10 protein-coding genes are annotated in these 12,406 nt (G+C 51.8%); 6 read left to right on the top strand and 4 right to left on the bottom strand.

Annotated features, from left to right (window positions below):
• The first annotated feature begins 38 nt into the window (after nucleotides 1-38).
• The 5 genes from EVJ21_RS04220 to EVJ21_RS04200 all read left to right on the top strand — a co-directional run bounded on the left by EVJ21_RS04220 (nucleotide 39) and on the right by EVJ21_RS04200 (nucleotide 6,238).
• Nucleotides 39-1,946, top strand: a complete 1,908-nt coding sequence (locus tag EVJ21_RS04220) for an LTA synthase family protein (protein WP_131489942.1) — start codon at nucleotides 39-41, stop codon at nucleotides 1,944-1,946.
• 400 nt (nucleotides 1,947-2,346) lie between these two features.
• Complete coding sequence (locus tag EVJ21_RS04215) at nucleotides 2,347-3,828, top strand: SulP family inorganic anion transporter (protein ID WP_131465591.1); 1,482 nt, start codon at nucleotides 2,347-2,349, stop codon at nucleotides 3,826-3,828.
• 15 nt (nucleotides 3,829-3,843) lie between these two features.
• Nucleotides 3,844-4,257 carry a universal stress protein gene (locus EVJ21_RS04210; protein WP_070327803.1) on the top strand — a complete coding sequence of 138 codons (414 nt, stop codon included), beginning with the start codon at nucleotides 3,844-3,846 and terminating at the stop codon, nucleotides 4,255-4,257.
• Nucleotides 4,258-4,314: 57 nt separating this feature from the next.
• On the top strand, nucleotides 4,315-4,929 hold the full coding sequence (locus tag EVJ21_RS04205; protein WP_070327802.1) for a class I SAM-dependent methyltransferase: 615 nt from the start codon (nucleotides 4,315-4,317) through the stop codon (nucleotides 4,927-4,929).
• 58 nt (nucleotides 4,930-4,987) lie between these two features.
• A complete protein-coding gene (locus tag EVJ21_RS04200; RefSeq protein ID WP_131489941.1) occupies nucleotides 4,988-6,238 on the top strand; it encodes an MFS transporter in 1,251 nt (416 codons plus the stop codon).
• Here the strand turns inward: EVJ21_RS04200 and EVJ21_RS04195 are convergent.
• From EVJ21_RS04195 to EVJ21_RS04180, 4 genes are all read right to left on the bottom strand, one after another.
• Complete coding sequence (locus EVJ21_RS04195; RefSeq protein ID WP_236636556.1) at nucleotides 6,235-7,185, bottom strand: arsenic resistance protein; 951 nt, start codon at nucleotides 7,183-7,185, stop codon at nucleotides 6,235-6,237. The genes EVJ21_RS04200 and EVJ21_RS04195 overlap by 4 nt on opposite strands.
• 56 nt (nucleotides 7,186-7,241) lie before the next feature.
• Nucleotides 7,242-7,436 (bottom strand): hypothetical protein, encoded by a 195-nt coding sequence (locus EVJ21_RS04190; protein ID WP_236633421.1) that lies wholly within the window; start codon nucleotides 7,434-7,436, stop codon nucleotides 7,242-7,244.
• A gap of 124 nt (nucleotides 7,437-7,560) precedes the next feature.
• Nucleotides 7,561-8,298 carry an ABC transporter permease gene (locus tag EVJ21_RS04185; protein ID WP_070327797.1) on the bottom strand — a complete coding sequence of 246 codons (738 nt, stop codon included), beginning with the start codon at nucleotides 8,296-8,298 and terminating at the stop codon, nucleotides 7,561-7,563.
• A complete protein-coding gene (locus tag EVJ21_RS04180; protein ID WP_131465585.1) occupies nucleotides 8,276-9,208 on the bottom strand; it encodes an ABC transporter ATP-binding protein in 933 nt (310 codons plus the stop codon). The genes EVJ21_RS04185 and EVJ21_RS04180 overlap by 23 nt, the downstream gene beginning before the upstream one ends.
• 334 nt (nucleotides 9,209-9,542) lie before the next feature.
• On the opposite strand from EVJ21_RS04180, the gene EVJ21_RS04175 reads away from it, so the two are divergent.
• A complete protein-coding gene (locus EVJ21_RS04175; RefSeq protein ID WP_070327795.1) occupies nucleotides 9,543-12,389 on the top strand; it encodes a 2-oxoglutarate dehydrogenase E1 component in 2,847 nt (948 codons plus the stop codon).
• Nucleotides 12,390-12,406 lie beyond the last annotated feature (17 nt).

Here is a 12,406-nt window from a genome sequence, read left to right as displayed (position 1 = left end):
CTAACTTACCATATGAAAATGACCTAAGGAGTGTTTGAATGAATCACACGAATCAATCGAAAGGGAAATTAGAGCGGTTCCGTCACGCGGCAAGCGACTCGTTCCGGACGCATCGCCTGTTTTGGATGTTTACGATCCTGTTATGGACGAAGTCACTGATTGCGTATCAGTTCTTCTTTAACATGCCACCTGAGAACGCGGTCCAAGCGTTCATTCTGTTCATCAACCCGTTAAGTTTCACGTTGTTCTTGTTTGCCTTTAGTTTCTTCTTCGGAGGCAATAAACGGAAGTGGGCGCTATACGGTCTTTACACGGTGTCCTCGCTCATCTTGTTTGCGGATACGACCTACTACCGTGAGTTCACGGACTTCTTGACTGTGCCGTTATTGTTCCAATCGTCGAACCTAGAGACGTTATCGTCGTCATTCCTGTCGTTGCTTGAATGGAAAGACTTGCTTCTGTTAGGAGATCTCGTCGTGCTTCCGTTCTTGCTCTGGAAACTAAAAGAGACAGGCAAAGCGTCACAACGCCGCGTGTTGCTCACGTTCGGTGCAGCTGCCGCCGTGTTCGGCTTTAACCTTGTCCTCGCAGAGACAGAGCGCCCAGAACTGTTGACGCGTTCGTTCGACCGTGAACTGCTTGTTAAAAACTTAGGCACGTTCAACTTCCACGTCTATGACGCGATGCTTCAAACGAAGACATCGGCGCAAAAAGCGCTCGCGGACGGTTCTGAACTCGATGAAGTCGAGAACTATACGCGTCAGAACTATGCGGCGCCGGACCCGGACATGTTCGGGAAGTATAAAGGCAAGAACGTCATCGCCATCTCGCTCGAATCGACACAGAGCTTTACGCACAATATGAAAGCTTCGAACGGCGAGTACATCACGCCGAACTTGAACAAGTTGATCGACGAGTCTCACTTCTGGCCGAACTATTACCATACGACCGGTCAAGGGAAGACGTCGGACTCTGAGTTCGCGCTCGACAACTCGCTGTACGGATTGTCGCGTGGCGGCGTCTACTTCACGAACGCCGACAACGAATATGATGCGCTTCCTAGTGTCATCAAAGAAGACAACTACTATTCGGCGGTGTTCCACGCCAACAACAAATCGTTCTGGAACCGCGACCAGATGTATCAAAACATCGGAATCGATGAGTTCTTTGATGAGAAGAGCTACGATTTAGGCGACCCGGCCAACATGACGGAATGGGGTCTCCTCGACGATGAGTTCTTCTTACAGTCGGTACCGATGCTTGAAGAACTGCCGGAACCTTACTTCGCGAAGTTCATCACGCTGACGAACCATTTCCCGTTCACGATGCCGAGTGCGGACCATGAACTCGTTCCGAAATTCGAGACGAACTCGACGACGCTCAATAACTTCCCGCAAGCGCTCGCATATCAAGACTATGCCCTCGGGTTGTTCATTGATGAGTTGAAAAAGAACGGGACATGGGACGATACGATCTTCGTCGTTTACGGTGATCATAACGGTATCTCGACGAACCATAACGCTGCCATGGCCGATTTGCTCGGAAAAGACGAGTTGACGCCATATGACGTGGCAAAACTTCAGTCAGTCCCGTTCGCGATTCACTTGCCTGGTCAAGACAAAGGTGAAGTCCACGAGACGGTCGGGAGCCACGTCGATATGAACCCGACGATTCAGCATTTGCTCGGGTTCGATACGTCTGATCAAATCGGGTTCGGTAACGACTTGTTCGCGCCAGAACGCAACGATCGCGCCATCTTCCGTGACGGTACGATCGTGACAAGCGACTATTTGTTCACCCAGTCAACGTGTTATGACGCCGAGACAGGAGAAGTCGTCGATGACGCGAAAGTATGTACGCCACTTGAAGACGAGGCGAACAAAGTACTTGAGATGAACGATAAGATCATCTATTCGGACTTGCTCCGCTTTAAAGAAAATAACTAAACACGCGAGAGAAAAGATTTTAAAAATCTTTTCTCTCTTTTTTGTTGTCTGAAAAATAAATCGGCGGCAAAATCGAATCGACTATGGTGAAAATCTGGGTATGTGAGGTAAGCGGTTACATGGTTGGTGTAAAGGGGGATACGAAGTCGGAGCAGCGAGGGGACGTGACGAGAGAGAACGAAGTGTGTCGTTATATCCTTATAAAAATGAACGAATCCGCATGCGGACATCTAGGAAAAAGTTGAGGCTCATCGGTTGTCATCGTGCTCATTCTCGGGTAACATCTGAGTTGTTGTGAAGTTATGAACGAACTGTGAATACGGCTTCTATAATTTGATTAAATTGATTTCTGTGAGAGTCAGAAATCAATTTAAAAATTTTTATAGAGAGGTGTGTTCATTTGGAAAAATTGAATACGGTAAAACAAGAATGGCTCGGGAATCCCCGTGCTGAAGTGATGGCAGGGATCGTTGTGGCCCTTGCACTCATTCCGGAGGCAATCGCCTTCTCACTGATCGCTGGATTAAATCCGATGGTAGGACTATATGCGTCCTTTATCATCGCGATGGTCATTTCGATTACAGGAGGACGCCCCGCGATGATTTCGGCCGCGACGGGCGCGATGGTACTCCTTGTCGTCGATCTCGTAAAAGATTATGGACTTCAGTACTTGCTCGCTGCAGGGATACTAGCTGGTATTATCCAGATCGTGCTTGGTTTTCTTGGTATAGCTCGTTTAATGAAGTTCATCCCGCGTGCGGTTATGGTCGGCTTCGTTAACGCCCTTGCCATTTTGATCTTCCAAGCCCAGCTTCCGCAATTTGGAGGCGAGACGTGGATCATGTGGGCCATCGTTGCAGCATCGCTTGCGATCATCCTTGTTTTCCCGCGCATCACGTCAGCAATCCCGGCGCCGCTTGTCGCCATCGTGGCGATGACGTTGCTCGTGTTCTTTATGGGACTTGAGACGAAAACGATCGGAGATATGGGGACGATCACGGCAACGCTGCCGATGTTCCTCTTGCCTGACCTCCCGCTCACACTCGAGACACTTATGATCATCTTGCCTTATTCGTTCTCGCTCGCCTTTGTCGGTTTGATTGAGTCGCTATTGACGGCTCAAATCGTCGATGACATGACGGGTACAGATTCGAATAAGAACCGTGAATCAAAAGGTCAAGGGATCGCCAACATCATCGCTGGTTTCTTCGGTGCGATGCCAGGATGTGCGATGATCGGACAATCGGTCATCAACGTCTCGTCTGGAGCACGGGGTCGCTTGTCGACGTTCTCGGCAGGACTTGCGCTCCTCATCATGATCATGACGATGAGTAACATTTTAATGCTGATTCCAGTCGGGGCGCTCGTCGGTGTCATGTTCTTCGTCGCCTATGCGACGTTCGACTGGGGCTCACTCAAAACGCTCAAGACAGGTCAAAAGACCGATTCGCTCGTCATGGTCACGACGGTACTCGCGACCGTGCTTACGCACGACTTGTCGATCGGTGTCATCACCGGAATCGTGACGGCCGCCGTCATCTTCGCCGCGAAAATTTCGCGTGTCGAGCTGAAGCGCCACCAAGACGGACAACGTGCACACTATGAAGTGAACGGACAGCTGTTCTTCGCGTCTACGTCTGACTTTGTCAACCAGTTCGATGTCGAAGCAGATGTCGAAGCAGACGTGAAACAAGTCAGCATCGACTTCGCCAACACCCATCTTTGGGACGATTCGGCCATCGGGGCCATCGATAAGGTCGTCTTCAAATATCGGACGGTTGGAATCGAACCAAAACTGTTAAACTTAAACAAAGATTCAGAGAAGCTGTTGAACACGCTGGCGCTCCATCTTCGTCAACAAGATGCGAACGTCGGCCACTAAAAGGGGGAACTTACAATGAGTAAAATCTTTCTAGCGATTGATGGTTCAGATCATTCGATGCGTGCCACCCAAAAAGCGGTCGAACTCGCCAAAGTGACATCATCTTCAATCGATGTCGTCCATGTCGTGTCACCGAAAGAATCAAAAGAAAGCGCCCTTCAATCGACGGGTAAAATCGATCTTGAAGTGAGACGGAAACAACGTCTTCAAGTGTTTTTCGATGCGATCACCGAAGCGGGCGTTTCGTACGAGTATATCGAACTCCGCGGCGAACCTGACGTTGAACTCGTCAACTACGCCAACCATGAACCGTATGAATTCGTGGTCGTCGGCTCGCGCGGCCTCAATACGTTCCAAGAGTTCGTATTGGGCAGTGTCAGCCACAAGCTTGCTAAACGTTCGTTGTCACCTGTGATCATCGTTCGTTAACAGACAGCGCCACGAGACTTTCGTGGCGCTTTTGCTGTATAGAAAAAGGAGGAGCTTATGACATTGAATTATACGGGAGAACGGGTCATCCCAGATCAAATGGACCCGCTGAACGGTATGTTACTTGAACATATTGCCCGTTATCATTTTTCATTGTTGTACATGGACGGGCGCGTGCTCGACTTTGCGAGCGGTGTCGGATATGGCAGTCAGTTGATTGCGAAAAATTTGAAGGGGCAAGTCGATGAGGTCGTCGCCCTCGATTTATCAGAAGAGACGACACGTTATGCACGAGGCCGATATTATCATCCGAACGTGACCTATGTCGTCGGGGATGTGCTCGATCGAACCTTACCCGAACAACTCGGCACGTTCGACTGTATCGTCAGTTTTGAGACAATCGAGCATGTGGACGATTTTGAAAGGTTCATGGCGAACGTTTGGGAGTTGCTTAAACCGGGTGGTACGCTCGTCTTGTCGACGCCGTTCGGTCAAGGAGTCGGTAAACCGACGAACGAGCCGTTTCACGTCCATCAATTTACAGAACAAGAGTTTACAGCGTTGTTCGATCGGTTCGCCTCGACCGAGTTCTATTACCAACGGGGCGTGCTCGTCGAACCGAAACGACCTGAGCGTCATTATCCGATCGGGATCGCTGTCGCTACAAAATAATAATTGAAAAGGCGATGGAAGTAAAAATCGTCTTACATAACAGAGGAAAAGGAGCAAGATGATGCGAAGACTTCGAAAACCATCCTACTACGGATGGTATATGGTCATGATCGCGGGCCTCGGTGTATTTTTCTCGGGTCCCGGTCAGACGTACTTTATCTCAGTTTTTATCGACCAATACATAACCGATTTTGGCTGGTCGCGCTCTGAAGTATCGAGCGTTTATTCGGCCGCGACGCTCGCCTCGGCCGCCTGTTTATTTTTCGTCGGTCGATTGATCGACCGCTTTGGGCAACGGGCGATGATGGTCATCGCCTCGATATTGCTGGCGGTCGCTTGTCTGTTCAACAGTTACGTCACGAACTTGACGATGCTCTTCTTCGGCATCTGGATGCTCCGCCTGTTCGGGCAAGGGTCGATGACGCTCATCCCGAACACGCTCGTCCCGCAGTGGTTCATCACGAAGCGTGGCCAGGCGCTCAGCTATATGGCAATCGGAGGGTTCTTGAGCTCGGCCGTCTTTCCACCGCTCAACGTCTGGCTCGTCGGTTTGATCGGTTGGCAAACGACGTGGCAAGTGTGGGGACTGCTCGTGCTCGTCTTGTTTACACCGCTCGCTTATCGTTTCGTCCGCAACCGCCCAGAAGACATCGGACTTTTGCCGGACGGAGGGACGAATCCTCATCCGAGCAATAAATCGACGACGACACCGATTCATATCGACGTCGATTTCACGTTCCAAGAAGCGCTCAAGACACGTGCTTTTTGGCTGATCTTGTCGTGCATCGGCATCCCGGCGCTCGTCAACACAGCGATCACGTTCCACTTGATCTCAATTTTTGAAGAGCAGAGCCTACCACCGGTGACGGCCGCGATCGTTTTGAGCTTGATGGCGATCCTCGGCTTCCCGGTGACGTTCATCGCGGGACGGATCATCGATGTCGTGAAAATCAATTATGTATTGATCGGTATTTTTGTGACCGAGATCATCTTTATGATCATCCTGCAATATACGTCGACGTTCTCAATCGCGATGCTGTTCGGGGTGATCTGGGGCATCAGTAACGGCTTTGAGCGCATCGCTTTAAACTATGTTTGGCCATACTACTTCGGTCGGGCCGCGCTCGGCAGCATCAGCGGCCTGGCGACGTCGGTCATGGTACTTGGCTCGGCGGTGGGACCGTTGCCGTTCGGGATTGCCTACGACTTGTTCGGCAACTACGAGTCGATCATTTGGTATTCGCTCGTCTTCCCGGTCATCGGCATCCTCGCGGCCTCATTCGCCGTCAAACCGACGCTCGTGCGCTAACCGAGTCGACGTTCGGCTCGGTTTAGTCGCCGGATCACGAAGGAAGCGGCGACGAGCACCGGCAATTCAATCAACGGCCCGATGACCAAGACGAGGGCGATGAGCGGCTCGTTCGGGAATGCGGTCGTCGCGATGGCGAGCGCGATCGGTGAATTCCGCGCGAGCGTCGTCATTTGTAGACTCGTCACGGCCGCGTTTTCACGCAACAGTTTCTTGCCGACACGGCGGCTTATGGCAAAATTGACGATGAAAAATAAAAGCAACGGTGCAATTAACAATCCGAGGATCGAGACGTGCTCGATCAAGAGCCGCCCTTGTGAGGCAAAGATCGACGTGACGGCGAGACTTAACAAGATGATTGGCCATAAGCTGACGCGCGCGAGCCGCTGCAACTGGTTCGACTTGGTGAGAAAGTACCTCAGTCCAATCGCTGAGCCGAGCGGGATCGCTAAAACGGCTAGACTATGTAGGAACACCGAAACTGAGATCACGCTCGACGTCCCTGTCAAAACATAAAGATAGACCGGTAACAGCGCGAGTTGAAGTATAAGGTTGAGCGGCAAGATGCTGAGCGAGGCGACGACGTCGCCTTTCGCGAGACCGGTGAAGACGATATACCAATCGGTGCATGGCGTGACCATGAGCATGATGAACCCGATCCAAAGCGCCGGGTGGTCGGACAAGAAGACGCTCGCGAGTGCAAATGCGAAGACGGGTGTCCAGACGAAGTTGAGGACGAGACTCGTGATCGTGAACGTGCGGTTTGAAAACGAATGCCGGATTTGGGCGAACGGGATTTGAATGAACGTAAAGAATAGCATCGCCATAAGCAATGGAACGATCGCACCGTCCGCGATTCGACGCAGCGTCTCGATCGTCCCGAACGCGAGACCAGTCAAAACAGATAGAAGTATGAATATGGGGTATAATTTCTCGAATCGACTCAAAGGGCCACCTCTTTTCCATTAGCAAAAACGTACCACAAAAAAACCCGATGAACGAGTCATCGAGTGATGAAATAGTATAGCAGTCCGAGCGCCACGAATGAGACCGGGAATAGGACGATATACGTCCAAGACACGAGCGACCAGCTTTTCTTTTGGCTATAGTCTGATTTGTCTTTTCCGAGACCGACCATGATCGTGAAGACGAGGGCGATCAAGCAGACGACTAGCGATAATCCGATTGTGAGATACATCATACCACTTCCTTTAACGTTTCTATACCTAGAATACCGTATCATCAAACAAAAAAACCTCTGAAATGTTGGGATTGTGTGTCCGACAGTCAGAGGTTTTGTCACGTTCATAGAGAGGGGCAGGTCATTCCGCGAATGTCTTGCTGCGGAACATGAACGCCGTGATGATATAGAAGGCGATGATGTGGATCAACACGTAAAACGCTGAGAACCAAATCGTCACGTCCATCGTCTCCATGAAGCCTGGACTTTGATAATAAATGGACAAGTCCGTGTGCAAAAAGACGATCCATTTAGCAATGGCCGGCTTCCATGCGATGAGGAGGCCGCCGATCATCGTCGAGACGAAGTTCGCGAGTACGGTAAAACCGATGACGACACCGACCGATTTGAAGACGACCGAGAACATGAGCGTCAAGAAGATGACGAACACGCCGCTCGACACGCTGAGTAGGACGTTACGGAACTGTTCGAACGTCAAGTTCCCGTCAAGCGTCAAAGCGAAGCCATACGTCACAGCAAGGATGAACACGAACTGGGCGAGCATGATCAGGATTGCGGCAACGAGTTTCGACAGCAAGATCCGGTCACGGGAGTACGGGCTCATGAGCAAGTGTTTCAACGTGTCGAACTTCAGTTCATTCCCGATCATCTCAGCGGTGAACACGATCGTGAAGATGCCGAGGAATGTCATCGCGGCCATCGTGGCATAGTTGACGAACGTTGTCGCATCTCCCGACTCGTTTCCACTCGTGACGATGACGTACGTTAAAATGATAATCCCGGTATACATGCCGAGGGCGATCAGCGGCTTGATCGTGCGCCGCCATTTCATAAACTCATTGGCTAGTAATGAACGCATTGTTCGTTCCTCCTTCTTTCTTCGTCACTTTGAGGAATTGATCCTCGAGCGTCTCGTACTTCATCCCGATTTGGAAGACGTTGATGTCTTGATTGATGAGTCGTTTCAATAGAACCGGGATATCCGTCTCAGGGCGGGGGACGAGGAACGTCTCAGCCGATTGCTGAACGATTTTCACATCGTCAAACAGCATGGCGGCCGCGTCGAGCGCCTCGTTCATTTGCTCGCGTGATACTTTACATAGAATGACGCCTTCTTCACGCGTCGTCCCGTCTTGGACCGATTTGATTTGACCGTGGTCGATGATTGCGAACCGGTCCGTGATCAGTTCCATCTCACTAAGTAAGTGGCTCGAGATCAAGATGGCGATGCCGCGGTGCTCGGCGAGGTGCCGTAAGTAGTTGCGCAGGTCGGCGATGCCGGCCGGGTCGAGCCCGTTCGTCGGCTCATCGAGAATGAGCACTTTCGGATTGTGGAGGAGCGCACGGGCGATCCCGAGCCGCTGCTTCATTCCGAGCGAGTACTGTTTGACTTTCATGTCGAGCTTCGATTCGAGCCCGACGAGTGCCCCAAGGGCGTTCAAGTCGACTTTTTTCAAATTGGGGATCAAATTCTTGGCGTGGATCAAGTTTTCTCGACCAGTCAAGTAAGGGTAGAACGCCGGGTTTTCGACGATGGCACCGATGCGACTGAGCGCCTCTTGGCGGTCGGTTGATACGTCGAACCCGTCGACGGTAACGGAGCCGTGCGTTGCCGGCATTAGACCGGTGATGATACGGATCGTCGTCGTCTTTCCGGCACCGTTCGGACCGAGGAAGCCGAAGATTTCGCCGGGCGTGACTTCGAAGCTGACGTTGGTCAGAACGTTCGTCTGGCCCAGTTTTTTGTGGACATTTTGGACGGATAACATGTTGTCACCTTGCTTTCGTTGAGATTTATTTCCAAGCTTGCTAACATTGTATACGACAAGACTGAAAGAAGGTTTCACCTTTTTTTGAAACAATTGAATCAAACGACAACTTTCACAATTAGTCGATAAGTAAAACTTATTGAATTAGTATGGACGAATTGTGAATTTGAAAGGGTCTTTCGACCTGGAAAGGTGTAGTATGAAGAAGAGAGTAAGAGGCAAGATTTGGCTCTTTTCACGGCCTGAATCAGATGGATGAACTGATTCGTGCGGCCTTAAAAAATGAAAGCGTTCACACATCGGGCGCATAGGAACGGACAGGGGGATTTATTCAATGGGAGAGTCGTCGAACGGTCGCGAGCAATCGCAAACATTTTATGGTCCAAACTTAGGCTACATCGTTGAATTGTACGAGCAATATTTGGAAGACAGAGAATCGGTCGATGCGGAGACGCGTCGTTACTTTGATGAGAACGGTTCACCCGAACAAGCGGTACCGGTCGCACCGGTCGCTTCATTTGATTTGGAGAAAATCGTGGCGGCGACTCGGCTCGTCAACGATATCCGGGCGCTCGGTCATAAAGCGGCTGATATTTATCCGCTCAAGGACCATCCGCGTGAGCACGGGTTGTTTGTGTTCGACCGTTACGGGTTGAACGAGTCAGACCTCGAGCAGATCCCGGCACACTTGCTGTCAGAAGACGTACCGAAGCCCGGCGCGAACGCACTTGAACTCGTCCGTCATTTACTCGACGTCTATACAGGGACGGTAGCCATCGAGTTGCGCCACTTGGATGATATGGAAGAGAAGCGCTGGATTCGCCGCCGCATCGAGCAAGGCGCATTGAAAGCCGCGTACTCGAAAGAAGAGAAGCTTGAGTTGTTCGAGCGTTTAGCCGAGACGGAACTGTTCGAATCGTTCCTTCATAAGACGTACGTCGGACAAAAACGTTTCTCGATCGAAGGACTCGACAGCATGGTCCCGCTCCTTGACGCGATGGTCGGACGGCTCATCTCGAGCGGTTCGGAACACATCAACATCGGGATGGCACACCGTGGACGTTTGAACGTCCTCGCCCATGTGCTCGGTAAACCGTACGAAATGATCTTTGCCGAGTTCCAGCACGCACCGAATAAAGAACTCATTCCGTCAGAAGGTTCGATCGGCATCAACTTCGGCTGGTCGGGCGACGTGAAATACCATCTTGGACTCGATCGCCGCGTGTTAGATGAGAAGAAAGAAGTCCGCTTGAACCTCGCCAACAACCCGAGCCACCTTGAATTCGTCGGCTCGATTGTCGAAGGTTACACGCGTGCCGCGCAAGACGACCGCTCTGCAAAAGGGATGCCGGTCCAACACGATGACAAGGCTGCTTCGATCTTGATCCACGGGGACGCCGCGTTCCCAGGCCAAGGCATCGTCGCCGAGACGCTCAACATGACGAACTTGACGGGCTACCGGACAGGCGGCACAGTTCACGTCATCGCCAACAATACGATCGGCTTCACGACCGACCCGAGCGACTCGCGCTCGACACGTTATGCGAGCGATATCGCCAAAGGCTACGAGATCCCGGTCTTTCACGTCAACGCCGACGACCCGGAAGCGTGTGTCGCCGTCGCGAAATTGTGCAGCGAATACCGTGCCAAGTTCCATAAAGACATCCTTGTCGACTTGGTCGGCTACCGCCGCTATGGACACAACGAGATGGATGAGCCGATGAACACGAACCCGGTTCTATACAAAGCCATCAAAGAACATCAATCGGTCCGTCACGTCTATGCCGATCTTCTCGAAGCAGAAGGCGTCATGACGAAAGAAGACAAAGCGACGATCGAACAATCGATTGAAGATCGCTTGAAGTCAGCGCGCGACCTCGTCCCGGCTGAGGAAGAAGATGCGGACATCGTCTTGCCGGAAGCAGTCTATAAAGGATTCCCTTACGTCGATACGGCAGTCGAACGCGACTTGTTGCAACAGTTGAACGATGAGCTGCTCGTCTGGCCTGAAGGGTTCGGCTTGTTCCATAAGCTTCAAAAAGTACTCGACCGTCGTCGTGACGCGTTCGGGGATAACGGGAAGATCGACTGGGGCCATGCCGAGACGCTCGCCTACGCCTCGATCATCTCGGACGGGACACCGATCCGTTTGAGCGGTCAAGATTCAGAGCGCGGGACGTTCGCGCAACGTAACATCATGTTGAACGACGTCGAGACCGGCAAGAAATTCTCGCCACTCCACGAGTTGTCGACGGCGAAAGCCTCGTTCACGGTGCACAACAGCCCGCTCTCGGAAGGCTCGGTGCTCGGCTTTGAATACGGCTATAACGTGTTCGCACAAGATACGCTCGTGTTGTGGGAAGCGCAGTACGGTGACTTTGCCAACTCGGCCCAAGTCATGTTCGACCAGTTCATCTCGGCCGGTCGTGCGAAATGGGGTCAAAAATCGGGTCTCGTCATGCTATTGCCGCACGGTTACGAAGGACAAGGTCCGGAGCACTCGAGCGCGCGGATGGAACGTTATTTGACGCTCGCCGGTGAAAAGAACTGGACGGTCGCTAATTTGTCGACGGCTGCCCAATACTTCCACATCTTGCGTCGTCAGGCGAAGATGCTTGGTACTGAGCAAATCCGACCGATGATCATCATGACACCGAAGAGCCTGCTTCGTCATCCACTTGCAGCCTCAACGGTCGAAGAGTTGTCAGATGGCAGCTTCTGTCCGATCGTCGAACAAACAGGTCTTGGCGAACAGCCGGACAAAGTCGAACGGCTCGTCTTCTGTTCAGGGAAGATGGCGATCGATCTGCAAGAAGCGACGATGAAATCAGAGGAGTCACTCGACTTCCTCCACATCATCCGCGTCGAAGAAATCTATCCGTTCCCGGTCCGTGAGATTCGCGACGTCATCAGTCGCTACCCGAACGCCAAAGAGATCGTCTGGGTACAAGAAGAACCGAAAAACATGGGAGCTTGGACATACATCGAGCCGCGTCTTGAAGCGGTGACATCGAACCGTCTGAACGTCCGTTACATCGGGCGCCGTCGCCGGTCAAGCCCGGCTGAAGGAAATCCGACAGCACACAAACAAGAACAAGCACGCATCATCCGTGAAGCCTTATCCCGTGACGCCGTCTCAAGTGCGGCTGGAGCGAGCACATACCAAAAAGATCGTAAATAAGTTAAGGGGGAACTCAT

Source organism: Exiguobacterium sp. SH0S2, from assembly GCF_004337185.1.
GTDB classification, from domain to species: Bacteria; Bacillota; Bacilli; order Exiguobacteriales; family Exiguobacteriaceae; genus Exiguobacterium; species Exiguobacterium aurantiacum_A.
Note: the sequence above shows the minus strand (reverse complement) of the source record. Positions and strands in the feature narration are given on the sequence as shown.

What these genes read in the sequence shown, in the direction of transcription:
- EVJ21_RS04220 (WP_131489942.1), top strand. Translation starts at nt 39, where the DNA reads ATGAATCACACGAATCAATCGAAAGGGAAATTAGAGCGGTTCCGTCAC.
- EVJ21_RS04210 (WP_070327803.1), top strand. Translation starts at nt 3,844, where the DNA reads ATGAGTAAAATCTTTCTAGCGATTGATGGTTCAGATCATTCGATGCGT.
- EVJ21_RS04205 (WP_070327802.1), top strand. Translation starts at nt 4,315, where the DNA reads ATGACATTGAATTATACGGGAGAACGGGTCATCCCAGATCAAATGGAC.
- EVJ21_RS04200 (WP_131489941.1), top strand. Translation starts at nt 4,988, where the DNA reads ATGATGCGAAGACTTCGAAAACCATCCTACTACGGATGGTATATGGTC.
- EVJ21_RS04190 (WP_236633421.1), bottom strand. Translation starts at nt 7,436, where the DNA reads ATGTATCTCACAATCGGATTATCGCTAGTCGTCTGCTTGATCGCCCTC.
- EVJ21_RS04185 (WP_070327797.1), bottom strand. Translation starts at nt 8,298, where the DNA reads ATGCGTTCATTACTAGCCAATGAGTTTATGAAATGGCGGCGCACGATC.
- EVJ21_RS04180 (WP_131465585.1), bottom strand. Translation starts at nt 9,208, where the DNA reads ATGTTATCCGTCCAAAATGTCCACAAAAAACTGGGCCAGACGAACGTT.
- EVJ21_RS04175 (WP_070327795.1), top strand. Translation starts at nt 9,543, where the DNA reads ATGGGAGAGTCGTCGAACGGTCGCGAGCAATCGCAAACATTTTATGGT.